General features: G+C 57.8%; 22 protein-coding genes. 8 read left to right on the top strand and 14 right to left on the bottom strand.

Features of this window, described 5'->3' with window-relative positions; all coding sequences use genetic code 11:
- Both QSJ95_RS22740 and QSJ95_RS22730 read left to right on the top strand, forming a co-directional pair.
- Nucleotides 1-1054 (top strand): NAD(P)H-dependent flavin oxidoreductase (locus QSJ95_RS22740; protein ID WP_285645452.1); only part of this gene is annotated, 1054 nt, incomplete at its 5' end.
- A gap of 690 nt (nt 1055-1744) precedes the next feature.
- Nucleotides 1745-3898 (top strand): NERD domain-containing protein, encoded by a 2154-nt coding sequence (locus QSJ95_RS22730; RefSeq protein WP_285645450.1) that lies wholly within the window; start codon nt 1745-1747, stop codon nt 3896-3898.
- Nucleotides 3899-4031: 133 nt separating this feature from the next.
- Here the strand turns inward: QSJ95_RS22730 and QSJ95_RS22725 are convergent, their stop codons facing one another.
- From QSJ95_RS22725 to QSJ95_RS22700, 6 genes are all read right to left on the bottom strand, one after another.
- Nucleotides 4032-7235, bottom strand: coding sequence for a hypothetical protein (locus QSJ95_RS22725; protein ID WP_238959434.1), 3204 nt, complete (start codon nt 7233-7235; stop codon nt 4032-4034).
- Nucleotides 7236-7247: 12 nt separating this feature from the next.
- The gene (locus QSJ95_RS22720) at nt 7248-8663 is read right to left on the bottom strand and encodes a hypothetical protein (RefSeq protein WP_023082725.1); all 1416 of its coding nucleotides are present in this window, start codon (nt 8661-8663) and stop codon (nt 7248-7250) included.
- Between the two features lie 42 nt (nt 8664-8705).
- Nucleotides 8706-9734: a helix-turn-helix transcriptional regulator gene (locus tag QSJ95_RS22715; RefSeq protein ID WP_043317308.1), complete on the bottom strand. Its 1029-nt coding sequence runs from the start codon at nt 9732-9734 to the stop codon at nt 8706-8708.
- Between the two features lie 639 nt (nt 9735-10373).
- Nucleotides 10374-11270 (bottom strand): alpha/beta hydrolase, encoded by an 897-nt coding sequence (locus QSJ95_RS22710; RefSeq protein ID WP_074980471.1) that lies wholly within the window; start codon nt 11268-11270, stop codon nt 10374-10376.
- Complete coding sequence (locus QSJ95_RS22705; RefSeq protein WP_238959433.1) at nt 11270-13831, bottom strand: autotransporter family protein; 2562 nt, start codon at nt 13829-13831, stop codon at nt 11270-11272. Before QSJ95_RS22705 ends, QSJ95_RS22710 begins: the two co-directional genes overlap by 1 nt.
- 196 nt (nt 13832-14027) lie before the next feature.
- Nucleotides 14028-14474 carry a YfjT/YkfB family phage-associated protein gene (locus QSJ95_RS22700; RefSeq protein WP_238959432.1) on the bottom strand — a complete coding sequence of 149 codons (447 nt, stop codon included), beginning with the start codon at nt 14472-14474 and terminating at the stop codon, nt 14028-14030.
- Nucleotides 14475-14612: 138 nt separating this feature from the next.
- Here QSJ95_RS22700 and QSJ95_RS22695 point away from each other — a divergent pair, with 138 nt between their 5' ends.
- Nucleotides 14613-14960 (top strand): helix-turn-helix domain-containing protein, encoded by a 348-nt coding sequence (locus QSJ95_RS22695; protein ID WP_043273556.1) that lies wholly within the window; start codon nt 14613-14615, stop codon nt 14958-14960.
- 29 nt (nt 14961-14989) lie between these two features.
- Here the strand turns inward: QSJ95_RS22695 and QSJ95_RS22690 are convergent, their stop codons facing one another.
- The 7 genes from QSJ95_RS22690 to QSJ95_RS22660 all read right to left on the bottom strand — a co-directional run bounded on the left by QSJ95_RS22690 (nt 14990) and on the right by QSJ95_RS22660 (nt 19673).
- Entirely contained in the window at nt 14990-15325 is a 336-nt protein-coding gene (locus tag QSJ95_RS22690; protein WP_125034233.1) for a hypothetical protein, read from the bottom strand.
- A gap of 84 nt (nt 15326-15409) precedes the next feature.
- Nucleotides 15410-15592 (bottom strand): hypothetical protein, encoded by a 183-nt coding sequence (locus QSJ95_RS22685; protein WP_043317317.1) that lies wholly within the window; start codon nt 15590-15592, stop codon nt 15410-15412.
- Nucleotides 15593-15634: 42 nt separating this feature from the next.
- Complete coding sequence (locus QSJ95_RS22680; protein WP_238959431.1) at nt 15635-16555, bottom strand: recombination directionality factor; 921 nt, start codon at nt 16553-16555, stop codon at nt 15635-15637.
- An 80-nt stretch (nt 16556-16635) separates the two neighbouring features.
- Entirely contained in the window at nt 16636-17640 is a 1005-nt protein-coding gene (locus tag QSJ95_RS22675) for a YqaJ viral recombinase family nuclease (RefSeq protein ID WP_238959430.1), read from the bottom strand.
- A 127-nt stretch (nt 17641-17767) separates the two neighbouring features.
- On the bottom strand, nt 17768-18169 hold the full coding sequence (locus tag QSJ95_RS22670; RefSeq protein WP_285645441.1) for a hypothetical protein: 402 nt from the start codon (nt 18167-18169) through the stop codon (nt 17768-17770).
- 154 nt (nt 18170-18323) lie between these two features.
- Nucleotides 18324-19292: a DUF932 domain-containing protein gene (locus QSJ95_RS22665; protein ID WP_043317323.1), complete on the bottom strand. Its 969-nt coding sequence runs from the start codon at nt 19290-19292 to the stop codon at nt 18324-18326.
- A 108-nt stretch (nt 19293-19400) separates the two neighbouring features.
- Nucleotides 19401-19673: a hypothetical protein gene (locus QSJ95_RS22660; RefSeq protein ID WP_003150493.1), complete on the bottom strand. Its 273-nt coding sequence runs from the start codon at nt 19671-19673 to the stop codon at nt 19401-19403.
- A 303-nt stretch (nt 19674-19976) separates the two neighbouring features.
- Here QSJ95_RS22660 and QSJ95_RS22655 point away from each other — a divergent pair, with 303 nt between their 5' ends.
- The 5 genes from QSJ95_RS22655 to QSJ95_RS22635 all read left to right on the top strand — a co-directional run bounded on the left by QSJ95_RS22655 (nt 19977) and on the right by QSJ95_RS22635 (nt 24764).
- Nucleotides 19977-20480 carry a TIR domain-containing protein gene (locus tag QSJ95_RS22655; RefSeq protein WP_023119977.1) on the top strand — a complete coding sequence of 168 codons (504 nt, stop codon included), beginning with the start codon at nt 19977-19979 and terminating at the stop codon, nt 20478-20480.
- A gap of 39 nt (nt 20481-20519) precedes the next feature.
- A complete protein-coding gene (locus tag QSJ95_RS22650) occupies nt 20520-21983 on the top strand; it encodes an SIR2 family protein (RefSeq protein WP_285645439.1) in 1464 nt (487 codons plus the stop codon).
- Nucleotides 21984-22121: 138 nt separating this feature from the next.
- Nucleotides 22122-22559 (top strand): TIR domain-containing protein, encoded by a 438-nt coding sequence (locus QSJ95_RS22645; RefSeq protein WP_285645438.1) that lies wholly within the window; start codon nt 22122-22124, stop codon nt 22557-22559.
- 230 nt (nt 22560-22789) lie between these two features.
- Nucleotides 22790-23704, top strand: coding sequence for a toll/interleukin-1 receptor domain-containing protein (locus QSJ95_RS22640; RefSeq protein WP_285645437.1), 915 nt, complete (start codon nt 22790-22792; stop codon nt 23702-23704).
- Nucleotides 23705-23840: 136 nt separating this feature from the next.
- Complete coding sequence (locus tag QSJ95_RS22635) at nt 23841-24764, top strand: hypothetical protein (protein WP_285645436.1); 924 nt, start codon at nt 23841-23843, stop codon at nt 24762-24764.
- A gap of 72 nt (nt 24765-24836) precedes the next feature.
- Here the strand turns inward: QSJ95_RS22635 and QSJ95_RS22630 are convergent, their stop codons facing one another.
- Complete coding sequence (locus tag QSJ95_RS22630; RefSeq protein ID WP_285645435.1) at nt 24837-26012, bottom strand: reverse transcriptase domain-containing protein; 1176 nt, start codon at nt 26010-26012, stop codon at nt 24837-24839.
- Nucleotides 26013-26672: the final 660 nt, after the last annotated feature.

Raw genomic sequence — 26672 nt, 5'->3', positions numbered from 1 at the left:
GTCCGCAATCGGTGAAGCGGGCAGGTCATCGCCATTGAGCAAACTCGAGTCGCTGGGAGTCCGTTACCCCGTGATGCAGGCCGGCATGACGTCCATCTCGGGGCCGGCTTTGGCCGGGGCGGTTTGTTCGGCAGGAGGAATCGGCACGCTGGGTCTGCATGATGTCTCGGTCTGGGAACAAACCATCGAGCAGACCCGAGCGAAGGCGGCCGGGCAACCGATCTGCGTCAACCTGCTGCTGCCCTACACGCGCGTGAAGCATGTCGAAGTGGTCATCCGTCAGCAGGTACCGATGGTCACGCTGTTCTGGGGGGATGGAAAACCGTTGATCCAGCAGCTTCGCCGCGAGGGTGTCTTCGTCTTCCAGCAGGTGGGGTCGAGGCAGGAAGCGGAAAGGGCGCTCGATGCCGGGGTCGACGGGTTGGTTGTGCAGGGTGTCGAGGCTGGTGGCCATGTCAGGGCAACCCAGCGGCTCGATGCTGTTCTGCCGGAAATCGTTGCGCTGACGTCGACCATCCCCCTTTTCGCGGCCGGAGGTATTTACACGGCAGAGGATGCTGAGCGGGCTATTCGTCTGGGGGCACATGGCGTCTGCTCGGGAACACGCTTTGTGCTGACGCCCGAGAGCAACGCGCATGAGGCATATCGCCAGAGGCTGCTGGCAGCGCAGGATACCCTTGTCACTGAGCTGTTCGGATTGGGGTGGCCGGACGTTCATCGTGTGGTGCCCAACAAGGCGACCGATCGCTGGTGTCGGGCGGATGGTTCCATTCCCGCCTGGCTGCGGTGGTTCAATTCGAGCCTGTCGTTCACACGTAGGCTGCTGCCGATGAAGGCCCATGCTGCCATTTTCCAAAGACCGGGCCTCCCCGTCTTTTCGCCCGTTCCACTCGTCGACCAATTGCCCGCGGCCTTGCTCGAAGCTACAGCGCTATATGCCGGCGAGCAGGTGGGCCGTATTTGCAGCATTCTTCCCGCCGCCGAGATCGTCGAAGAGCTGGCTCGAGGAGTCACGCTGGGCGGTGTCGCAGCAAGAGCTCACGCGGGGAGTTAGCTTCAGCCTGAGGGCCAGGGGGACTTCCAATGACCGTTTTGAGGACTGAAGGGGGCTACACCATTACGTAGAGGATTGTGCTGATTGTGTCAGTTTGACATTATCGGGCTGCCATCATTGCGGCTGACCAGTCTGAACCCCATCTCCTGCTGAGCATCCACAATGATGGATTTTCCCTTTAAGGACCCGGCCTCGGCCGGTTTTCTTTTTCGTATTGGACCAGTTGCTTAACGAGTCTATAGCTGGCGTTCTGGCGACCAGGCGCCGCGGCCGATCAGCAACGGGAACAGGCCGCCCCAGGACAGGTGCGTTGCCCAGGCGTCGGGGTAGAAACACCTCGATCACCGTGGTCATGCCCAGCAGCTCCAGGGCCGCGATCACCTGGGAAATACCACTGCCTTTGGCTTCGACGAGCCGGCGCTGGGCCACCGAGGCCAGCAGAGCGGAGCCTGCCAGGGTAACCGGCAGCGGCAGATTCTGAGCAGGCGCTTGAACGCTAGTAGGTCTGGTCCGCCAGCCACGCGAAACCGTGCAATGCTGCGAAACGTCAGGCTTCAATCCGACCAAGCTCGCGCTGTTGATCCGATGGGTTGCCAGCGTGCCGGATGCTCGCACGGTGCCTATGGAGTCCCGGCCAGTCGGTGGTTTAGGCTCTGGCCAGGAACCTAAGGATGGTGTGAGTGCTGTGGGATGACCGAGAAAGGGGAGCGATGCCGGCAGCATTATCAGTCGGTTTATGAAAGGAATCGGCCTGAATTCGATGCAGGGCGTGCTCTTGACGAATGCCTGCATCATTTCCTGGACCAACGGCCTGCAGGTAAAAAGCTCTCTGCGATTGATCGCGCGATAGGCTTGGCATCAGCTGGTTTTTGGCTTGATACGGATGCGGTTGCTCGATCCGAACTGGCAAGCCTTGCGCTCAGTCGAGTGCTGCACTTCGACACTGCAATTAGTGTCGAGCAACTGCTGAAGTTGGCAAGCCTTGCCCCAGACACCCTCAGATGGGCGATTCGCTACTCGAAGCTGTTTGAGCGTACTGCTTCGCCGCTCTGGCTAGCGCTTCGTGCGGAGCTCGCGGGGGAAGAGTGGCAAGTATTCTTCGGTGTTTGCGACCGTTTGCTTGATCAGCTCAAGCCCTTTGATGAGCTAATTGCCAACGCTGAGAAACAGCTTGAGCACTTATCTCTGCTGGAGTTTTTTTCCTACCTCAGCGTGCTGGCTTATCAGGCGTTTTCCGATGACGCTTCCGATGACCGTTCCGGTCAGCAGTGGACGGTATACAACCGCATTATCTTGAGGAAACTCCGGGCCTGCCCGGAAGAGGATTTTCGCCTGAACGAGTCACGGCTCGAGCAGTCGCTGAAGCGTCATCTTTCACCGATTATTTTCCCCGCATCGCCCACAGCTGATTCAGCCAGATGTCGTGAAAATCTCGAATGGCTAGCCGTTCTGATTGCTGCCACCCAAGAGCGGATCGACTACGAGGGTTCGATTGACTGGTTTTGCTTCGATCCTGAGTGCCATTATCAGCTGAAACCTGGCGAGTCGGTTATCTATAACCAGTCGGAGGCGGGAGCTGTGCGGTGGCAGCGAACCGGGCGTAAGAGCGACCTGCTTTGGCACTACTGGATGAACCGCGTGGTGCAGGCATTCGTTGGCTCCGGCATGGCTGGGCAAATCATCGGTTCGCCTGAGAACCATGAACTGAATCAGTTGGCCTATATCAAGGCGTGTCGCAGCGAGCTGCAATTGCAGCAGATCTATGGCCTGGGTGATTGGCTCTCGCTCGAGGATGGCACTCAGGTTCAGCTTCACCACGTGTTGCTGGCGAGCGAGCTGACTTCGGTTTTCTTTCAGAGCCAGTTCATCCAGCCATTCCAGGACTATCTTCGCGAGTCGGGCGTGCTTGCGCATGCCCTTGGCCGTTTGGCTATGGATGGCCTGCTGTCAGGGGAGAACAGGTTCCCCATGACTTGGTCTGAAGAAGAAGAAAAGATCCGCAGGATCAAAGGCTGGACGGTCAGCGAGGAGCATCCGCTAGGCAGCGCCGATTCAGCCAAGGCAATTCTCAAGTTCTGGACCAGTGATCTCAAGGCGCTATCTCAGCAACTGAAGCAGCAGCCGGGTATGCCTACACCGCGCTTGTACGAACAACCCTTCTACAAAGTTGGCCGCTACAGCTTTCAGTTTCCCTGGGTCGGCGCGCAACAAAACAACCTGACGGCAGCGATCAATAACCTGCGCCGTGTGAATGCCCGTAGAGCCGATGCACAGGTAGAAACCCGGCGTGTGGAGCTGGCCCTAGCCGAGAGCCTTCGGCAACGGGGCTTTGCCGTTGAAGTGGGGTATCTGCCGCCTATTGCAGAAGAGGGCGACGCCGGCGAGGTGGATTTGATCTGCCAGCGGGATGGTGTGCTGCTACTTATGGAGGTCAAGTCTGGGTATATCCGCTCGACCAAACATGAGGTCTGGCTGCATCGCACTAATACTTTGCGTAAGGCTGCCTGGCAGCTGCGTCGCAAGCGTGTCGCTGTGGCAAAGGCGTTGGCGGCTGATCATGATTTGCGCTTCAGGTTGGGCTACCACGGTCAGCATCCCGAGTCGGATTTGCGAGCCTGGATCGTCGATACCTCCATTGAGCTCGATGGGCAATCAGTCGATGGGTTCAGAGTGGTATCTCGTGAGGCACTGGAGGTAATTCTGCGGGACGAGAAGCAACTCCTCCGGTCGGTGGATCAGTTTGATGAGGAGGAGGGGCGGGGCTCATTGTTCCCTGACGGATTTACTGCTGGCCGATTCATAGCTGTTGTCGAGTCTGATGAGCTGTGGCGAGGTATCTGCTAGTGCTTGAATAGCAATAGCTTATGCGGCGGGGGCGTTGGCATCGGCCGCATCCTAGGGGGCGACCATAGCCTGCAAAGACGATGCTTTACAGGCTATGACCTACACTCTGCCCACTTCTGGCACCAGATCCGCTTTACGCTTTCGGCTGGCAGATGTAGTTGCCACTTCGCAGGAAGGTTTCATGCTTGTTCGGCGAGTAGACACTCAGGGTGCCTTGCTCGTTAGCGGCGATGTGTTTCCAGGTACCTTCTTCGAGCACCAACTCCGCAAAGGATTCCCCTGTCTGGCTTACGTAGAGCGTTTCGCGGCCCCAGCGTGTCGAAAATAGGCTCATATCCTGCAAATGGGCGCAGGTATTGATGCGGATGTCCTTGGATTGAAGCTTCCACTCGTAGCCATTTTTTTCTGACGTCATGACGTGGTCCGAGTAGAAGCACAACAGCTTTAGGCCCATACGTGTGATGAGCGGTGCATCGTAGTTATCGTCTTCGCTGGCCCAAGTGCAGGTTCGCCAGCCTTTTCCGGCAATAAAGTAGCTGACGAAGGAGGATGCGTTGTTCTTCTTTTTCCACGTTTTGTAGAGCCAATCGTACTTACAGAACGCGAGCAGCGTGTTTCCGTTCGGTAATGACTGGAGGCTCTCCACCACGACGCCTTCCGGAAGGCTCGGTGTGTCTTCCCAGCGCTGCCACTGATTGTCGAGGTTCGCAGTGCAGAAGACGGCTATCTTGTCGTAGTTGCCGGTCTTGGTCGAATCGAAGATCAGGCCCTTTTCAGTGTAGGAGTATTCCTTGCTCTCCTTGAAGCGCCAGAGCCAGAGGCCGTTGAAGTAGCAGACTTCTTCGGTGCGGGTGAATTCGTAGCCAGGCACGTCCGGGAAGTGGCTCTGTTTCCAGTTTTGCGCATCGTGGGAGTAATAAAAGCCTTCGCTATAGCCCGCCATGGCGATCCACATGCCGCTCACAATATCCAATTTGCTGATGCGCGGTGAGTCTTCGGAAGCTCTGAGACGCACAGTGTGCCAGTGCTCACGGTCGAGGCTCCGATAGAGCCGGTCGTCGTTGTCAACTATCAGCCAGGTGGTGCCATCGGTCTTGATGTGCTGAATCTTCTCGGGATCACAGGGCGGGTGCTCTACCTGGCGCCACTCAATACTGAACAGATGATCATGGCCGTCCTTTTCGATAACGACCGACTGTTTGGCCAATTTTTCCTGCTGTTGCTGGTCGAGCCGTTCGGCGCGCTGTTTTTCTTTGCGTTCAACCACTGACTCGTCGAATCGACCTTCCGCGAACAGGTCGAGCTGGTTGGCAACATCGGTGCAGGCTTCGGAGAAGGAAGTGAGTGTGTCGTCCAACTGGCGTTCGAAGTGACTGAACTGGTCGTACCAATCCTCGTTCGTGGCGGAATTATCCAGCTCGAAATCGGCATAGCCGGACTCGTCCTTGAACGTAATTGAGGGCAGGCCCCATCGCGTCAGCACGCGATTGCCCTGATTCAGCGTGCTTGAATGCCCAGAGATGAGTTCACTGATCTTCTTGCGCATCTCGTTAAGCGAGGAGAGGCAGGAGCTGCGGCCAATCGTATACGCCGTGCCGCCCACTTTACTGCTGACCTTGCTCAGGAACGAGTCATCCCAAGCTTCCATAAAGTACGAATAATCCGAGGCTTTCATGGTCGCCTTTGTCAGATCGAGCGAAAGATGCACGGCTTCAAAGCTGATCTTGCCCAATTGGGTACTCATATCGGCGAACGCTTTTTCGAAGCGCAACTCGCGATAGCGCACGATGTTCTTCCAGCCGTGAGTTTGCTGCTGCAACTTCTCGGCTGCAGCGAGTACGTTTTCCTCGTCCTGCTCGGTGAGCACCGCCAGCACGCGGGGGAACTGCTCCTTGAACTGTGTGGGCTTCAGCGCGTTCAGTATGCGCAGCACATGCGGCCCTTCGATGGCTTTCTGGCATAGCGTCAGCAGGTAGAACGCGTCGAGCAACCAAGTGTAGGTTTCGTCATCGCTCTTGAGCAGATCCTGCAAGATCGGAAGGTAGTCCTGCGCCTTGCGAGGATTGTCCGCCAGCGTTGCGATTTCACCCGGCACCTGCGGGCATTCAGCCTTGTGCGCCAGCAGCTCGAGAAACTCTCGGCCCTGCCTGTTTAATAACCCTGAGTTCTCGATGCACAGGGCGAACAGCAACAGATAATTGTGTCGGGCTTCGCGGTCATCCGTGGTGTCGAAGAAGGAGTGGGCATTGATGTCCGGCAGCGACGACACCAGCGCCACCGTTTCGGCGTGGGCGTCTTCTATGGCCTCGTCGGGCAGCGCGTTCAGGCCGTGCTGATCCTTGTATATTTCCAGAGTCAGCAGGCTGCCGCCGATGATCTCCTCAATCAGGTCGCGCATCCTGTACTGGGTGTAAAGACCGGAAAACGCCTTGCCAAAGAATCTGGAAATAATTCGTTCGCGTTTTTCGTCACTATCACAGACTTCACCGTCCGAGATCATGTCGATGATGCGGTCATACTCGTCGGAGAGGTAATACAGCGAGTTGAATGCCAAGCCTGAGATGTTTTTCTGGATGAAGTAGGAGTCGGCGACATGCTCCTCGAACGACAGCTCGATGACGGCGCGATAGCGTTCGATGCTGGTGGCTTCGATTTGGTCGATCAAGTCAATGATGAAGCTCAGCAGCTCGACTTCTTCGTCGCAGTCCACGTCCAGCTTTTCCAGCGTGACGATGAGGTGGTTGATGTCTTGCGCAGTCAGCGCGACACCGGGATGGCTGCGCATGAAGTCATACGCGAGGTTGAGCACCAGTAGCGCCTTGGGCATCGACTTGAAGCGGCGCTTGTTCGCTTCGATATTCAACGACCATTGGTGAAAACTGGTGTTGTTCTCGACCCGGATCAGACGACGGTTGATCTTGTCGACCGCCTGGAAGAGGAATTCGCGGGTTTCGATGATGTATTCGTTCATCGTGCCCAGGTTGTTGCGGATCACCGCAATACTCTGGGCGTTGATCAGGTTCTGCTGTTGCAGTTGCTTGAGGTAGTGCCAGGCGAATTTCTGCATGTGCAGCGCGTCGACCTGGTTCTGCAACTGGTTCTGACGACTCTTGCCAGTAAACGCACTGGCAAACCGCTTGAAGAATCCGCTTTCGGCTTGTTGCTTCAGGCGCTCTTCGCTGCAGGTGATCAGCCGCGAGGCATCCACCGCCAGTTGCTGGGTCTGCGCGGCGTTGTTCCGGTGGTGGGCGACGAGGGCCTCAACCGCCTCCTGCTCCGAGGCATCCAGCGGCTGTTGGAAGATTTCCTGGGGTGCTGCTTCGACCGTTTCGCTCATTGAAAATACGCCTTAAAGATTATCGATCAGGTTCTTCAACTGTGTGCTTTGGGCTGCCATGGTCTTGACCTGGCCGGCGAAATGTCGCTCGGACAGATACAGCCCCTTGTGGAACTCGGCATAGAAAGACTGCGACATCTGCAGGTATTCCAGCGAGTCGTGCATGATCATGGCGTTACTCGCCACGTGTTCGGTGGCTTCCAGCGTCAGACGGAAGCTTTTCTCAATGTGATTGTCGATGGCGATGCTCATGGCCATCGTGGTAATTAGGCCGCCGATGATGCCGCCGACCAGCGCGCCGATGGGACCACCAAGAGCACCCACCGCGGCGCCCACTGAGCTGCCGACGACGGCGGCGCCGGATTGCAGCAGATTGTGACCGGCCCGGGTTTCTAGTTCTTCGCGGGTGATCTTGCCCGCCGCGAACAGCACCACGTTCTGGACCACATCCACCGCGCACACTGCCGCCGCCGCCACGCCGCTGTTGGCGAAGGTGCGCTTGAAGGCAGAGCCTGCGAACAGCGTCGGCAGGTTACGTGCCGTGATGCTGACCGTCGCCGTGGCGACACCCGCTTTCAGCGCACTGTCGCCGGCGGCGATGGCGGTGTTTTGCAAAATCAGCAAGGTTGCTTGTTCTGCCGTGATCTCGCCGTCCCGTACACGTTTGATCGACTGGAAAGTGTTGATGCTGCCCGCGATGACGGTGGTGATCACCGCCGCCGAGCCCGCCGCGCGCAGGCTCTGCTGGACAGTCGCCTTGTTCAGGTAACCGTTCTGCATGTTTTCATGCAGTTCCTTGCCGGTCTTGCTGCCACTGCCCAGGTGTTCGGCGTCCCGCTTGCTCAGCGGTGTCGACTGGGCGCCCTCGACGTCGAGATTAGCCGTAGTCTTCTCACGTACCTTTTCTGCGGCATTGGCCACCTCTGGACGGGTTTGCTGGTTGCGCAGCATGTCGCGTTTCGCGGCATCTTTGATCTGCTCGATCTGATCTGCGGGACCGATAAAGGCATCGCTGTCCCGGTACTGGTGAATGCCATCCTTAGTGGACCTGAAGGCCTTTTGGGTGGCATCGCCATTCTTGAAATATTTCAGTTGCGCGCCGAGCAACTGCTCATCGCCTTTCATCACGACGATGTCATGGGTTGTATGGTTCTTGGCGAGCGGGGTATTGGTAAAGTTATCGGTGAAGGCCCGGACGTCCTTGTCCTTGAGGATGGCGTCCAGGTTGAACGATTCGGCGTGCCAGGTCTCGGCCGCGAACCCGCCTTTGATCGCGCTGTTCTGTGCCGTTCCGGCAATCTTGTCGATGATGACGTTTGCGTGGCTGATCTCGGTCAGCATGTGGCCAATCTTTTCCGATGCCTGCGTAGGCCAGATCGGACAGAGGCTGACTGAGTTGTTCAGTGCCCTTTTACGTTCGTTGTCCATGGAGCTTCCTTCATCAAAATATGGAGGTCCACCACCGCGTTATCACGCGTGAGGCGAGTAGTCAGGCCCTGAATAAAAGGTGCGCAAGTTGCCTAGCTTCTGTTGGATTTCATCGACCCAGACCTGCGGCGCGTGGACCCGGATGTTGTCGTTGAGCCCGAAGATCCACCATAGGGTGTCCCGGTCCAGCGCAACCTGGGCATGCAACCTCTTCCAGGCCTGATTGGGCAGATCGCTCAGACTCTGCACGGTGCTCAGTGGCGTCTCGCTGAGCAGGGCGGCAATCTGTGGATGTACGTCGGCGATCAGTTCGACCTGCGTTTCGGCCTGTCGATGGCTGAAAATCCCGGTGTCGATGTAGTCATCGACGTCGAATGTGGCGTGCGACTCTGCCGCTTCATCCAGCACTCGAACCTCGCGGATGCGATGCAGGGCAAACTGGCGCAGGTCGCTATATCCATCGACAGACGCCAGCAGATAGCTGACGGCGTGTCGTGACACGAGGCCTGTTGGATGTAGGCGCAGCCGCTTGAGCTCACCTTTGCTTCGGCTTTGGTATGCAACATCCAGCTGCTTGCGCTCCAGGAGGGCGGTGGAAACCTGATCCCATACCGTCGGAGCAATCACTGCGGGTAGCAGGGTTTTCCCGTAGGGAATTGCCCGAACACGCCTAGCCCAATCCGCCAGGCCATTATTGCCCAGGCTGCCAAGGAAGTTTCGGGCCCGCCGGAACTGCGGACTCAGTTGATCCAGCACCGTCTGGGGCAACAAGGTGTTCAGATGGCTTTCCGACAGGTACAAGGCAAGCGCGGTGGGAGCATCCATGTCTTCCAACTTCAGTGGTGCGTCTCGTGTGAAACTCCAGCGGAATGGGGTTTCGCTATCGTCACACTGTAAGGAGAAGGGAACAGACAGCCGGTTCAGGTCGCGCTGGATGGAACGCAGAGTTACGGAAAAGCCTTTATCGCGGAGCTTTTCGAGAAGGGTTGGTGTTGCGATGCGCCGAGGCTCGGTGGGTATCAGTCGCAATAATGCGAATAGCCTGAGCAGCGTATCCTTCGCTTGGGACATGAAGACTACCTTGTGCTGAAATGCGACTTATCGCCAACGTTCTGGCGTCAAGTCAGTGCCGATGCTAGCGGCTTGAGTGGCATTGTGCCAGCTCTTGCCTGTGAAATCAGACCGGGTCCCACTCAGCGGGGCGTTATAGCTTTATGCCGGCTATGGGAGGACTGAAGATGCTCATTCACATGGAAGGAGACTGACGAGCCTCTTTCTCACGTTTCAGTTCGTTGTATTCGCAGTACAGCTCGTACCCTTTCTTCAGCACTACAATGAGGCCGATTGCGGCAAACAGATTTTTCATTGGAAGCTCCTTTGGTGGATCCTCGATAGATTTGCTTGAAGGGGCGACAAGTTGTGTCGCTTGCTCTTGGGCAGGATCACTGCTTATTGATACTGAGGAATTGCTCCAAGCGCGTCCTGAGAATTTCCTTATGATTAGCGCCGCGACGTTCAAGCGAAGGGCTATGGCAGTTGGGGCAGGTGATGAACCAATCGCGTTCCAGTGCCAGCACATCGCTCTGGTGAAAAATGGTCTTTTTCCAAGAGCAGCACGCGCAGGTGAGGGTGAAGGGTGCGGGTGGGATTGGCATAGCAGTCATCCCGTGACTATTGGATGACGCCAGACTGCCAGCAGGTCGCGACAGATCATGTCGCTTCACTTGATCTGAGTCTTGGCTGAACACAAGGCGAAGGTTGTCGTGCTGGAGTGAGGGGCTGTACCCAACGCTTCCATGCGACTTCCCAGCCGGTATCGTGGCTTGCTCCCGGTATATGGATACATTCGATATGAGAGGGGGAGCCGAGGGCTCGCCGGTAAAGGTCTAGCAAGCGACTTGGAATAGCGGTGTCTCGCTGTCCAACTAAATGCCGCTGAGGCAACGACACGAGTTGACTACGATAGTCGAGCGGATCTAGCGAACCGTCGAGGGGCGAGAGCCCTTTCATTTGTGCCCAAAGCCGTGGACTGAGGTTGCCGGCCAGAGTCTGGACCTGAGCAACATCCTCCCGTTGGGCTGCCAGCAGCAGTGCCAATGCTGCACCTCCGGAATATCCCACCAGCTCGAATTCCCGATTGCCATAACGCTGCTTCAGTTGGTCTAGTGCCTGACTGAGGCTGGTGACGATTTCCTGGGAAAACCGCCGATTGGTCCAGAGCGAGGGTTCACAGGCCGGTGCGGCGACGAGCTGGCAAGGCCGCGCCAAGTAGGCATTCGGCGTTGGATCGTCCACTGCTAGCCGTGCTACCAGAAGGTTGTGTGGACTCGGATCCAGGCTGGGTTGTGTCGCCGTGGCCCAGGCATGGCCATCGCCTTCCAAGTAAACGCGCAGGCGAGCTGTTTTCGCTGTGCCCTGCGGTACCAGTATGGCGAGCGGGAACGGTTGCCCCGGCAGGATCTCTAGTTTCCGCCCATGCTCATCAGCCAACTGCTGCAGCGCTTCGCGAGGCGACTGGCAGCCGGCGAGGAGGGCGCCGACCAGCAGCGCCGTCAGGACTCGAAGAAAACCGGCCCACGTGCGTGGGCCGGAAAGGTAGTGGCTCATCAGAAGTCGTAACGAACCTTGGCGGTGAAAGTATCGGCGTTGAAGTCGGTCTTGCCGGTGTAGTCGTAGCTGACCCCGACCGTGACCGCACCCAGATGGTAGTCCGCACCGACACCGGCTTCGTAGCTGTTGCGGACTGCCTTGGCACCTTGGCTCACGAAGGGCGTGCCACCCAGTGTGAAGGTCGAGGTGCTCTGGGCTTCGTCCGCGGCGAAGTCATGGTAGGCCATCAGCTTGGCTTGCGGCTGCAGGTTGCCATTGCCGACCAGGAAGTCGCCCGCCACACGAACACCAGCACCCAGCTCCGCCACTTCGTAGCGTTGGCTATCTACCTTGAGCGCCGCCGACGACCCTTTCTCGTGGTAGCCGTCGATGTCGACGCGCGCATAGCGAGCGGCCAGCCGCGGCTCGATCAGGACCTGCTCGTTCAGGTGGTAGGTGTAGCCACCGACGACGTTGGCCCCCAGGACCTGGCTGTCGTAGTCACCCTTGGCCGTGGTGCCGGCGATACGGCGCTTGCTCTCGTTGTCGTTGAGGCCATAGCTCAGGTTGGCATCGACGAAGTAGTTGCCCTGTTCGAAACCGCTGTAGAGGGTCAGCGCATTGCCATCGACGTCGGTGGTGTTGCCGGTGTCGCTGTTTACGCTGGTGTGCAGGAAGCTGTAGGCCACGCCCAGGGTCAACTGGTCGGTGAGCCTGCCATCGGCGCCGATGGCGATGCCGCGGCTGTAGGCGTTGAAGCCGGCGACGCCATCACGCAGATCCTGGTTGGCATCGCTGTACAACGCCTGGGCCCAGATGCCGGTGTTCTGTAGCACATCGCCCGAGGATGCACCACGCAGGCTGCTGGTGCGATTGCCGGTGACGTTGCTCATCAATGTTTGTCCACTGGTGGCCGCCTGGGTCGCACCACCGTTCACCTCGGGAGCGAGCTGTTCCGTCAATTTCTTCAGCGCTGCCGGATCCTGCGAGGCATTCACGTAAGCCTGGAACACTGGATCGTTGGGATTGCTCTGCGCCAGTCCAGTAATCACCTGGCTGAAGGCCGCGCCTGCACGTTGGGCGTTGGCTGAACCGCCAATCTGACCGATCACCTCTCCGACTTCGTCCTGGCCCTTGGTGCTGACCTTGGCCAGGATCTGGTTGTCGCCACTGCTGACGGTGTCGACGTTCAGCAGGGCCGAGCGGCTGGTTACGCTGACGCCGTCATTCAGCAGGGTGCCGGCTTGGACCAGGGTATAGGTCGTGCCCTGGGCCTTGAAGTCGCTGCCCTGGGCCGCCAGCTGGATCTGCGAGCCCTTGGTGAACTCCGCGGTACCGGAGACCGCGACCACGGCCTTGCTCGGATCCGTGGCCGAACTCAGGTTGAGCCCCAGCGAGGAGTTGCCCGCCACATCCAGGTTGCCCTGAATCGTGGTGTGCGGCTGAGCGAATTCCAAGTGTGCCGGCGTGTTGCTGGTATCGCTGCCGACATCCAGCCAACCGGCGTCCTTCAAGCGGATGTTCGCGCCATCGGTGCTGGCGTCGGTACCGCTGAAGGTCACGTCGCCGTTCACTTCGATATTAGATAGGTCGATCAGGTTGCCGGTAATGCTGCCGGCGTTCCAGACCAGGTGCACGCCACCACTGGCCTGGGAGGCATCGATGGCTTCGTCCTGGGAAATCAGGTTGCCGCTGTTCTGGATGACCAACGTGTTGCCGGCATTCGCACCGTCGATGTCGAAGGCCCCCACCTCGATGGCGGCATCGTCAGCCTGGATGGTGCCGGTGTTGAGCACCTGCACCGGCGCACTGGTAAAGCTCACGCCGTCGAGACGCAACGCGGTTGCATCGTCGCCGTGGGCCACGATGCTGCCATGGTTCTCGATCCCGCCGAGGTCCACCCGATCCGGACCACCGTTGTCATCATCATAGGTGGCGAGAACACCCGTCGAGCCGGCGCCGCTGACCTGGATCAGACCATCGTTGATCAGCTTGCCAGCGATGGTGCCGCCCTTGAGCTGGATGCCGGTGGCCTCTTCGCCATCGGCGAGGATCTTGCCGCTGGCGGCGTTGACCAGGTCGCCCTGCAACACCGACTGGCCGGCGAACTTGAGGCCACGGATACCATCGCCCTCGAGGACACCGCCGGCCACCTGCAGGGTGCCTTCATTGACCAGATTGCCGTGGATGATGGCCGGATCGATCAGCAGGCCGGTGACGCCCGCGCCGTTCACCGTGATGTTGCCCTTGTTCTGCAGGTTGCCGAACACCTCGGTCGGCGCGCCGATGGGCGAGGGAGTGTCATCATCGCCGGCGTAGGACAGGTCGACGCCGTTGAGGTCATCGCCCGTGGCCTGCACCTGGGCGTTGAGCACCAAGTCGTGATTGAAAGTGTCGCTGTAGAAACGAAGTGGCTGGTCGCTGCCAGTGAAGCTGCCGGTGACTTCGGTGCTGTCGGTGTAGGTGTTGCCTTCGCTGTCCAGCCCGCTGTTGGTCAACGTCAGGGCGTGTGCGGCGAGGGGTAGGGCACTGGCGGAAATCGCCAGGGCGAGCAGTGTCTTGCGATATTTTGGAGTCATGAGTGCTTTATCCCTAAACAGTATTTGGCGATTTGTTTTTTATTATTTGTTTTGCGGAGACCTCTTTTCGAAAATAAAAAGTTGGGTGGTGAATGCGCAGCCAAACTTGGCTGCGCAGTTGGTGGAGTGATTGGTTTGGTTTGATGAGGATCTTTCTTATTCTTTAACTGCGATGCGACAACTTGCGTCGTTCTGCCTACCAAGCAGAGCGACAGAGGTTTTTCTTGCTGGTCAGGGGTTGGAGAACCTGGGGAAGGTTCTGGGTCGGGAGCCTCACCGTCTGGCCGCCGGCGCTGAGTTGCAGGGTGCGGGCCTTGCGCAGCGCGGCCCAGAAGCCCGGGAAGCTGGAGCTGCAGGCTTCGCAGTCGGTGTAGAAGGGGTTGCTGAAGGTGGTGCCGTCGACGATGACGTCGAAGCCATCGCGTTCGGATGAGTACTGTTTTCCGGCGATGGTGGCGTAAGCGGAGACCGCGCTTTCTCCATCGTCTGGGCAGGTGATGTTCAACTGGTTGCCGTTACCGTCGTCGATCAGGTGTTCTTCGACACCTTGGGTGTAGCTGGAAGTCCATTCAGAGGTGCCGGCAAAAGCGGTGCTGGTGGCCAGCCAGCCGAGGAGAGAAGCCAGAAGCAGTTGCTTGTGCATGGGGACAATCCCTGTATCGAGTGAAGAAAGATCACCAATAAAGTCGAAAATCAACCTTTTGGGGTGATTTTCGACCTGTGGTGTTCTTCATGTCAATGAGGCGGTGCCCAACCATTCAGGTTGAATGGGAGAGGCATCATGTCTGGTACGGATCAGAAAGCACTGGCTGAAGCGGTAGGACGGGCTATTGCTAAGCAGCGCATGCGCTGTGGGATGACGCAGGACGAAGTGGCGGAGATCCTGGGCGTGGGGAATGAGGCGGTGTCACGCATCGAGCGCGGAATCGTCATGCCCAACATTGCCCGGCTGTTCGAGTTCGCGACTATCTTCAATTGCAACGCGATGGAACTGCTGAGCGAGGCCAGCTTGCGCCCGGATGACCAGGCCACGCGGATCAGCGGATTGCTGAATGCCTTGGAGGAGAGCGACCGTCAGTTGGTCGTAGAGATGGTCGAACGGTTAAGTGAGCGACTTAGTCGCGGGTGAGGGGGGCCACTTCAGCCAGCAGAGTTGAGCTAGCGGCGCGGTATGGGCTCTTCGTTGTACTTCGCCCCGCAACGAAGACAGAGGCAGTCGTATTCCATGAACTGGAAGCGGCGCACGTCGCGAATGAAATCGCCGGTGCTGTTCCAGTTCGCCGCCGCGCCGCAGATGCCATCGAGCATCAAGTTGAACGCGCGCTCCAGCGGGCTTTCGCAATGCAGGTCCGAGGTAATCGGCTGCTGCTGGGCAGGTGACTGCTGGATGCCGCGCAAGAAACCGTCCAGCGTGCCCATCAGCCGAGCCAGTGCTTTGGCGGCATCCTTGGACAGCACCACGGATGAGTTACAGATCAGACACCGTGTGATCATGGTGAGTGCTCCTGTTAGGTGGAAAGTTGAGATGAGAATCGGCGAGTAGGAGCCCTGATGGCTCCTGCTTATGCCGCCAGGGGACTAGAGGGAAATGTGGAGCCCGACCCGCTGGAGGAGTCGGTGGAACAGGATCAGTGCCAGTACGATGGCCAGTGCCAGCGGCCAAAAGCGCAGCATGAGCACCAGCAGCGCAACGGCCATCGCGCAACTGGCTAGCACGCCGATGAACACGAACAGCAAACCAATGAAGCGCACCAGGTTCATGGCGCGATCCTCCTTTTAGGTTTAGCGGTGGTGCCGCGAACATCAGTCCGCGGCTTGTTGAGTGCGTGCTTCGGCGCGGGCTTTCAGTAGCGTCGACAAGGTGGGTTTCGGCGTGGTGGTCGGTTCCGCTACTGGAGCGGTTGAAGGTGGCGATTCGGGAGTTGGCTCCGGGAAGAACTCCTCGGCGATGGCCCCGGTCTCCTCATCGCTGTCCTCGAAGGCACCATTGGCAAAGCCCAGCCGCGCCGTGGCATCCAGCGCCACCTGGTCGAAGCCGGACGCCTGGCGCGCTTCATCGAGTTCCCGGGCTTGCAGCAAGGCTTCCTCCATCGAAAGGCCACTGCGCACCGTGATGTCGACGTAGAAGATCGGCGAGCCATGGCTCTGCCGGGTGGACTTGCCGCGCAGACGCAGTTCCAGCGGCAGGCACGCCAGGCGGTTGCCGGAGATCGCCTGCAGGTACTGCAGCCGCGCTGCGAGGGTGCGGATGCTGTTGAAGCCGGTGGTGCGGAACACGAAGCTGCCCAACGTATCCTCATCGCCGATCACCACATTGAGGCGACCATAGGGCTTGCATGCACCGCCCTTGGCCAACGGACAGCCATCCGGTGATGGGCACGGCAACGACGCGATACCGTCCTGGCCTCGACGCTTGCAGGTCTCCCCATTGCCGACGCAGACCGGTCGCCCAGTCTGTCGATCGAACAAGCAATACTCCGCGCGAAAGTTCAGCTCCGGTGCGTTGAACAGCAGGCGGATCGGAATGCGCCGAATCTTGCCCTCCTGGGCTTTGCGCAATTCCTCGTCGACGGGATGGGCCACCCAGCCATCGCGTAGTTGCACCTGCGAGGTGAGGGTGAATTGATCGTCTTTCTCCGGCAGGCGCTTGCCGTTCTTCTCGACGACCTTGCCGATGGAAATCCGCCCGAGCACCGGCGGGGTAATGGCCAAGCCTTTGAGCATGGTGGTTCTCCAGTGGATGAATAAAAAAGACCACCCCGGCGCAGGGGAGACGCCGGAATGGTCAAGGGGGGGAATCGAATTCAGGTGATCAGGAAGCGCCGGCTGCCGACCTTGGTGGTGGGGTAGCGCGCCAGCAGGTAGGGCTTTTCCTTGAGCAGCAGGGGCACATCGAGCACTACGCTGTCCTTGGCCTTGCGCCAGGACACCGCGCCATTGGCGAACAGGGCCCGGCTGGCATCGCCCATGACCTGCTGCAGTTGCTGCTTCAACTCGGCCTCGCGCTTGCCCTGGACCTCCAGGCTGGCGCGTACCATCTGCAGTTCATCGAAGGTGGCCGACAACACCGGATCCTGAGTGAAGTCCAGGGTGTGGCCGTGGTCCTCCGGATACAGGCAGCGCAGGGCCTGCTCTGCCGACTCGGAACCATCCGCCGCTGGTGGCGTATCGCGTTGCACGTAGCCCCAGAAGTCGCGCTCCAGTTCGATCAATCGGCCGATGAGTTCCTCGTCGCGCCCGATGCGGTGGATCTCCAGGTGCTGGCCGCCGAGCAGCACGGCCACGTCGGCCGCCTGCTTGCCGGTGACCGCCAACTGGTGCATCACCTGCAATTGCACGTACACCGGCACGCCTTCCTTCCATAGACGGGCGCCATTGATCCCGGCGGTCTTGCATTCGAGGATCTGTACGTCCTGGGCGCCGATCACCTCGCGGTCGATATTGGCGAGCATCCAGTCCAGCTTCGGATCCGGATGCTGCAGCACGGCATTGATCCGGCGCACTCGGTTGCCGGTACGCCGGGCATAGTGGTTGGCGACAATGGGCTCGAGAATGTTGCCCCAGTAGGTCGGACTTTCCTCGTCGCTGGGATCGCTCTTGGGCAGCCCGGCATCGCGGCCAGTCTTCTCCAGCCACAGCTCCAGCTGCGACTTGTAGGGGTTGAGGCCGACCGCAGCCGCGGTATCCGAGCTGCCGATACCGTGCTTGCGCACCGCCAACCAGTCATCGCGGGACAGGTCCTTGGTGCCGACCAGGCGCAGGGCAGGGCGCTGCCGTACTCTGTTGGGAGTCGAGTGAGCGTGAGTCATGAGGATTTTTCTCCGGACATAAAAATGCCCGGCCGGAAAACCGGTCGGGCACAGGGCGAAGGGAATGGAAGGCCGTCAGGCCGTCAACGGGAGGACCGCATCCAGGTGGCGCTGCGATCACTCCCGCTTACTGGGCTACAGCGCCGGCTGTGGCGGTCGCCGACTGACGTCGCCGAGCATGATGGGCGCGAACCTTCTCGCGCCAGGCGGGCGAGAGTTCCTTGGCCAGGTCGAGATAGCGCAGCGGACAGCTGTAGTAGTACGGTGCCATGGACTCATCCATGGCTTTGTAGCCCCACTCACCGCCACGGCGTTGCAGCAGGTCGCAGCGGATGTAGCGCACGGACTCGCCGGGAGCGAGATCTGGGTGAACGCCTTCAGTTTTCGCCGTGATTTCGGTGACCGACCACAGCACATTTCCGCGCAAGGTATGCACAAGAACACGAACACTGGCTCGTGCCGTGTCTTCAGGTCGGGTCAGATCTCGGATCAGCTCTGCCCGGGTACGGGATGAGAACAGCCAGCCCATGAGAGAGGCCTCCAATGGAATACCGGAGCCCACTCCACAGGAGCGGAACCCCGGCGGGTGGAAGAGAACGCCCAACGTCGCGGTATCTGCGATCGACTGCTGTCGTCGCAGAACCGGCTGGGCGAAGAGGAATAACGAGAAGAGGGAACTGCCGTCAGGCCACCAGTTGCAGGGCCGCATCCAGGGCGCGTTGCTTGATCACAGCCCCCTGACCGAACCAGGCCGAGTCCATGCGGTACTCGTTGCTGCGCGCCCGGCGTTCGTGGTCGACGTACTCGGTGACGGCATTGAGCAGGCCCCAGGCGGTGCCGTTGGCGGCTTCCAGTTGCGAACCACGACCGCGGCCTTCGTACAGGCTTTGCACCCGACGCAGCGCGCGTTCGTTCGGTAGGGCATCCGGCAATGGGTTGTTGGGCTGGGCATCACAGAGCACCTGCATGAAGTAGCCCATCGCCTCGTGCCACTGCACCTTGCGCTCGGCCAGATGGCGCATGCGGTACATGAACTCGTCCCATTGCGAGACGGCGATACCGAGTTGCTTCTTCACCGCCTGAGCATCGAAGCGGGTGCTGTGCGGCACCTTGATCGCTCGGGTCGCACCGTCGACGGCGATGGTCAGGGTGTTGTTGCAGACCACCCGTACCGTGGTTGGTGTCGCCGTGGTGGCCAGGGTGCCGTCGCAGGAGGTGGCCAGCAGCAGGTAGCCGTTGACCAGGTCGTTGCCCTTCAGTGAGGTGTTCTGTCCGGTGCGCGCCAGTGCCCAGAACTTACGACCGCCCTTGAGCACGCCGGCGGTTTCCAGCTCGTAGCCGGAGACCTGGGTGAGGTCACGGTAGAACTCCAGGACCTCCTTCGGCTGCACCACCTGGTAGCGCTGGGAGACCACCGAAAGCGGCGCTTTGGTGTCGGATCGGTAGAGCACCTTTTGTTCGGGGAAGGAGTGGATGCTGCCCAGGTGGCCGACCGCGTCCGCTTTGAAGTGGACGGGGCTTTCCTGGATTTGCCAGTCCATGCCAGCTTCCCGCTGCCAGACTTCCAGCGGCTGTTTTGGGGAGAGACGGCTGCCCAGACCATGCCAGGGGGCTTCGCCGACATAGGCCATACGTTCGATGAGATGAGCCATAGTGAGTTTCCTGTGAGCAATAGCCGGCATAAAGCGCTGCGCGAAGCGCAGCACCGGCGGAAGGGATGAAAGGAGTGAAAGGGAAGGGGACGCGAAGAGCGAAGCCGATCAGGTCGGCAGGTTGAAGCGATGGCCGCAGATCAGGCAGAGGTTGTTGGCGAGCACATGGCGATCTAACTGATCGCCTAGCTGGGCACCGAGCGCACAGCCACCTACGCCCCCTGCCAGGCCGCCGAGAATAGCGCCGGACAACGAGCCGAGGGTAATGCCCAGCGGGCCGGCAATGGCGCCGACAGCTGCGCCAGCCTGACCGCCCGCGAGAGCGGCGGACGCACCACGCGCTGCGCCACCGACGGTGCCGACCAAGGCACCGATCTTCATGGCGGGGTGCAGGGTTGCGATCTTGGGGGAGTTACAGCGAGGACACTGCAATGACATGGCTGGAAGGCCTCCATGGTGGGTATGTCATTGCAGTGATGTAGGACTGAAATTTTTTCGAATCTAATTGCTGTGTCGTAGAAAGCCCAAAGCTGCCGGCTGCGGCCGGCAGCAAACGGCCAAAAGCGGCCACGAGCAACCATCAAAAGCGGCTGCGGAGCTAGGAGCGATTCAACTTGTGGATTCGCTCTTTCCAATCAGTTAGGTTTGATCAAAGTCGTCCGTCCCCCAAGAAGGAGCTATGCAATGGCAAGGAATGTTTTCTTCAGCTTCCACTTCAAGAATGATTTTTGGCGCACCCAGCAAGTTCGGAACATCGGTGCATTGGATGGTCAGAAGCTCTATACGCCGAACGAGTGGGAAGAGGTCAAGAAAAAGGGTAATGCAGCAATTGAAAAGTGGATTGATGACAGCCTTGTAGGGAAGTCATGCGTAGTCGTACTGGTGGGCTCCGAGACCGCAAGCCGACCATGGGTGGTGAACGAAATCATCAAGGGTTGGAACGCGGGCAAGGGCGTCGTGGGCATTCGCATCAACAAGCTTCTAGATACCAATGGAAACTCTTCGGTGGCGGGCTCCAACCCTTTCGATCTGGTCACACTGAAGAACGGTACTGTGAACCTTTCGAACTATGCCAAGCTGATCACCCCCGTAGGGGTCGACAGCAAAGCGGTCTACGCATCGATCCAGGAGAGCATTGAGCAATGGATCGAGGATGCCATTGCCGTCCGGAAGAACTACAAGCCGTGAGGTCTGGAGCAATCTCCGCGCATTTGATGAGTGCTGACCATGACTAAAGCGGCTTTGAACCGATTCCTCAATGAGTACCCTGATGCGCTGAACGATGGTGTGGGGGCGATTTTCGTTGGTGCCGGCGTCTCAATGGCGGCGGGTTACCCTTCCTGGTCAGAGCTGCTCAGTGACATCGCTGTAGAGCTTGAGGTTGACTCGAAGAACGTCCACGACCTGGCGGCGCTGGCTCAATGGAGCATCCTGGAAAACGGTGGTGCCACACGCGTCCGTAATGTCATCAAGAACGAGATAGGCCCTGACAAACCTATCCCCGAGACGGTTGAGATCATCTCGCGGCTACCGGTCAGACATATCTGGACGACCAACTACGACCGCTTGATAGAGCGTGCATTTGAATCCATTAGCCGGCCGCTCAACCCCATATCCGGCTCCAAAGATCTCGCCCTTAGGGTGACACCTGGCGCAGCGCTGCTCTACAAGATGCATGGTTCTGTGGATCGCCTCGACGATGTCGTCATCTCCACGGACGACTACGAGCTGTTTCGTTCAAAACGAGGCCAGTACCTACCGCTGTTTCAAGCGCACCTGACCAGCATGTCCATGCTGTTCATCGGCATCAGCTTCACCGACCCCAATGTTCGGCATGTCCTATCGCTGATTCGGGAAAGCTTCACCGATGCGCCGCCCGAGCACTTCGCCATCGTGCGTGCGCCGCAGAAGGCCGACTTCACGACCGAAGGGGAATTCGCAGCGCGCAATGCTCAGCACAAGCTGTGGGCGAAAGATCTGAAACGCTATGGCTTGTTGGCGGTAGAGGTCAGTGACTATGCCGAAATTCCGGCGCTTCTACGTCAGATTGAAAAGCGAGTCGCTGCGCGCAGAATCTGGGTGAGTGGCAGCTGGCCTCTTGAGCGGGGAGGTTCCGAGTCAGCCGACATTCATGCACTGGCCGAGGACATTGGCCGGCAGATTGGTGAGACAGGGCGCCACCTGGTGACTGGTGCAGGCCTGTTGGTTGGATCGGCGTCATTGTCGGGGTTCTTGGGAGCGCTGCGGCAAGGCGGCGGATGGGATCTCGAGCGACGGCTGATCGCCAGGCCCTTTCCTCAACCCCTGGCGGGAGCCCAGCCCAACAACGAAGAATGGGCTGCGCTGCGGCTGGAGCTTGCGCGACAAGCTGGTATCGCCATTTTCATTGGCGGTGCGAAGCTGGCCGGCGACAAGTTGGAGGTCGCTCAAGGCGTGGAACAAGAGTTTGAAGTTGCCAAGGCGGCAGGGGTATTTCTGCTTCCGGTAGGGGCGTCTGGTGGCGCTGCGCAGAAAATCAGTGACCTGCTGTTGGGATCAGAGCTCTCCTCATCTGGTCAGGACGCTGTAAGGCCCACGGATAAAGAACTGAAAGTACTTTCTGCTCCAGGATTTCTGGATAGCAAAGTTGGGCGGCACAAGCTCGTTTCCCTAGTTTTTGATATCATTGACCGAATAGCTCATGCTACGTGAGTGCCCCCAAGTAGAAAGGATTCGATGGCAAGGAACGTTACCACGGCCGAACTTCGAGCTTTTACAGCAAACAGATCGCAAAGTGGCCGCGAGCAGCTTCTAAGATCCAATGCATCAAGCAGTGGCACGAGCACATTCTTGTCGCACTCCAGCAAAGATCACGAACTGTTGGAGGGAGCGATGGAGGTGCTTCACAATCACGGTGCACGGGTCTATATCGATGAAATTGACCCTGAAATGCCGCCCTACACCTCAGCAGAAACTGCTGCCTTACTTAAGCAGCGCATTAGTCAAACAAGACGCTTTGTTCTGCTGACGACTGAGAAGAGCAAAGACAGTCGGTGGGTTCCCTGGGAGTTGGGCATTGCGGATGGCGAAAAGGGTTTGATGAAAATCGCCCTGTTTCCAGCATCTGACAGCACCTACGATGACAATTGGACGAATTGGGAGTATCTCGGCTTGTACCATCGAATCGCTTGGGGAAAACTTTCAGGGTACGAGAAAGATCTGTGGATGGTGCTTGATGCTAAAGCAAATACAGCCGTAACGTTGAGAGATTGGCTTTCGGGATATTGAATTCTTGGCGGCCGATAACTGACGGTCGACAACAGTACCTATAGCTTTTGGTTTTGCATTCCTTCAAAGACATTGTTACGCAGTGCGTTAGCCTCGAAGAACGCTAGGTTGCCGAACAATGCCAAAATCTTAGCAAGGCAGAATGAATCACAGCAACTAGGACGTTTAGGCATATTTTGAATATTTTGGTGGGGAGCCGCAGGCTCGCTACGTAAACGGGAATTGAATGCATGAGTGCCGATCTATTTATCTCTTACGCGTGGACATCAACAGCCCATCGAGATTGGGTTCGCTTGCTTGCTAGTCAACTCCATTTGCTCGGCTACGTCGTAAAAATTGATGAGGCAGTAGATTATGGATCAAGTCTGCATGGTTTCATGCGAGAGGTTACAGAGTCCGCTCATGTTCTTTTGATTGTCGACGAGAATTATGTTGATCGAGCTAATAATAAGCCAAAGTCTGGGGTTGGCATTGAGACGGAATGGGTAAGTAGGGCTTTTATGGGCAAGCCAGCCAATTGGTTGTCAGTTATATTCGTCCGAAACCCCGGGCGTATATTGCCTAACTGGCTCAATGATCATAATCCTAAGGGTTTTGACTTTAATTCCAGTCCTGAAAATAACGAGTTTCCCGGGTCGATTCAGATAGACGAGCTCTGGCGATGGGTTGAAGGGCTGCCGGCTGACAAGACTCATGCCGTCCCATTGTCTTTGGTTCGAAAACGCGCAGCACGCCTTGAGCGTGTTGATGCTCTTCGCGACCCAGCTCTTTACGCGAATCCCGCCCTTAATGGACGTGTGACCTTTCGCTATAGAAACCATGCCCACTACACGGTTGGCCACGGGGAGTTCGAATTCAAAATCAACTTCAGTGGGCATTCCAACAACAGTATCCAGGTGTACATAGATAGCGGCTTGAAAGCGGTTGGCCTGATTGTTGGTCCGGATTTTGACCCGCTCACTGTAGAGTCTTTCATAACACCGGGTCGCATTGTCAACCCAGTTTTGGGGCAGAAAGCAGTCCTATTAAACTCGTATGGAGTTCTGTGTATCATCACAATTGATGAGGTGCAGCGTGAGGTCAACGCACAAGAGTATGTTCCAGAGCATGTGACGTTCACTTATGAAATTCTGGTTAGGGATTAGGGACTGCAGGTAAAATTAAATGGTAAACATCGCCGCTACAAGACCTCATCGCTGCGCAACTTGTTGCGAGCTTGCAGTAATGGGCCGCTAGGCAGCTGCGCTTCTTCGGCCAACTAAACAGCCGTTCGATGAAGCCATGTCTGGCCTGTTGATCTTCTCTGACGATGGCTATGGGGCACTTGTAGCCCTTCATGTCAGGCAGCAATCGGTCGTTTTCTGCCTTCGCCCGCAGGCAGCATTTGGCCGCATTGAGCCTGTCGCAACAGGCAGGAGGCGGCCAGAAGCAGTCATTCGAATCGACTATAAAAGAGGGGACGATTCATTGTTTATCCCGAGCTGTGATAACAGAGCGGATGCCATTAGATCTCTTGCTGAAATCTATGCAGTTCCCACTGAGGAAGTCGATAGAGTTCTTCGAAGTCCTGAAGTGCAACAAATCGCTGAGGTTTATTCTGAGATTGATACGAGGGGCTTCCATTTTTTTGTATGCCACCTGCTGAAAGCCTCTCCTCGCACTGATATCACCCAAGCTTATTACTACCATTCGACAAGCTACGATGGCTGCACTTCATGGTTTGATGAGGGCCTCCTAGGTTCGTCGCAAGGTGTAGAGCGTTTCTTAGAAAAAATCACCGAGTGGATTCCCCCTGAGAAGCAATCACTTGCGAAGCAGGCGGCCAGGGGAATCGTTAAGCGTCGCAGCGAGTTTGAGGGCTCCACACCCGAGATGTGTGGCCCCTACGCTTGGAATACTTTCACCGCTGCCAGCTCTAGCTCAAATGGGATTCGCTATCGGGTTCCAGAGGCTATTCAGGATCTGTGGTCTTCCAGCTTTTGTGGTGGTGGAGGGGTGGTCGACTTGTTGGAAATCATCGAGGAGAGGCTGAGGCCCGTTGTAGTCAAGTTCAAAGGAGGGGTCTCGAACATTGACGACTACTCCGCCGCGCTCTGGGCCTATTTATTATCAGATGATGGCGAGTGCCACCTTAAACATACCTTTACAGGTAATGGGCTTGCTATACCCCGCGAGGACATTGCTGAACTCATTGACGTCGGTTAATGGCGGCTTAGGAGAAGCTAGCTGTATAGGCGCGGCTGCCCATGGGGGCAGATCTCGGACATCAGGAGCAGTTTAGCCTTGGATGTCAGTCAGGAGGCGTACGCCCAGGATTCTTCTTTGCGCTGCGCTGTCGGACTTGGCCAGAACAGCAGTCTTCTCTGCTTCAAGCTGAGCAAGTTTTTTTGAAATAAAATCACCCAGCGCGCTCATGCTGTGAGTGCCATTGCAAAACGTGAAAGCTTTTCCCCACCCTAGGATGATTTTGTCGATCCGGAAAAGAGTGGATGAGTATGCGTACTTCCCGTCGCCGTCTTGGTACTGGGCGTTATAGCGTAGGGCATGTGAAGCAGCGACGAACTCGGCGTCCAACTTTGCCCTGAATCGTTTGCGTGTCGCTTCGCTAGGCTGTACCAAACCCGGAGAGACATTGCAGCCCAAGAAATCGAACCCCTTCTGGGTGGCTCCACGGGAGGCCTTTGCTTTGTCTGTCCGTGGGTCGTAAGCCTCCAGACCAATCTTGCTCAGCACCTTCAACGATCTGTTGAAGGCTTTGTCTACATCACTAAGAGTTGCCCCAAGCAGCAAAAAGTCATCGATGTAGCGTAGGCATGTAATGCCGTCTGAGTTCATTTCTAGATCGAAGTCGGCCAGGTAGATGTTGGCTATCAGGGGGGACAATGGAGATCCTTGAGCCACTCCCTCGATTCCGATTGGAAAAATCTCGGCCAGCCCCTTCCTTCTGAGGTCGTCGATATTGGCTAAGTCCGTTTTGATGGCTTCCTCAAAAAGCTTGAGGGTAGCCTCACAGTTCAGATGCGGCCGCAGAAGCTCTAGAACCCGGTCTTTGTTGATTTTGGTGAAGAAGGCGGGGATGTCTGACCTAATGTGGAATCGTGCACCCGCACGCATTGCTTCTCTCGCGTCAGAGATGGCCATGGCTACACGTTTTTCGGGAATGCCACCATAGCTTGTGGAAGTACCAAGAACTCGCTTAACAAAGCGGACGCGTCGCTGCAAAACGTCGAGAAGGGCTCGCTGGACAATACGATTCGGGATAGGAGCTAGAACCAAGGGGCGGGATTTCCCGCCTGGCTTCTTCTGTGCGACGCCAGTTTGCTGGAGGAATATAAATGCTTGTTTCGATAGAGCGCGCTGAATATCGATCAAGGAGTCAGGGAGCCGACTTTCGAAATCTTCAGCCTCCCGTTTGATTTCATCAGAGGAGGAGAAGATGGCGCTACTACGCACCTTCCTCCAGGCGCCGTAAAGCGTTCGTTGGCTGCAAATGTCCTTATATAGCCTACTCAAAGCTACTCCTTGTGTTGTTGGGCAACACCAGTTCGCTCTCACCCAACTGCTACAGGGACTCACTACCTACGGGAGACCCAGATACCAGAACGGCTATCTTGGTCGCGACCCGAACAGCGCCCTCCGAAGAGAGATCGCTGCCGTCTGGCAAACTGGCTTCACCGCCGCCTGGCGGCTCGACCAGCAAGCAAACGAAGCAGAGGGCAGCTAGAAACAGCTTGGCTGCCGCTCGCGCCGAATTGGCACGTTTTTGCATGGGCGCATCTTGGCCTCCTGGGCGTCGTCTGGGGCACGATGAATCGTACCTTTTTCGGCCCCTCGGTCAACCACGCCTCACGCGGTCGGACAACGAGCGCCGCACTGAAAATAAAGCTGCCAACCGTCTGGCGTGCCCATTGAAAGGACAGAGTTACGGTCGTTGAAGCAGCAGTCGGGCGACACTCACTACCTACGGGAGACCCAGATACCAGAACGGCTATCTTGGTCGCGACCCGAACAGCGCCCTCCGAAGAGAGATCGCTGCCGTCTGGCAAACTGGCTTCACCGCCGCCTGGCGGCTCGACCAGCAAGCAAACGAAGCATCACCACAATAGCTATCGC

It is taken from the genome of Pseudomonas sp. NBRC 100443 (assembly GCF_030268185.1).
Taxonomy (GTDB): Bacteria; Pseudomonadota; Gammaproteobacteria; order Pseudomonadales; family Pseudomonadaceae; genus Pseudomonas; species Pseudomonas citronellolis.
The sequence above is the reverse complement of the archived record's forward strand: the minus strand, read 5'-3'. Positions and strand labels throughout refer to the sequence as shown.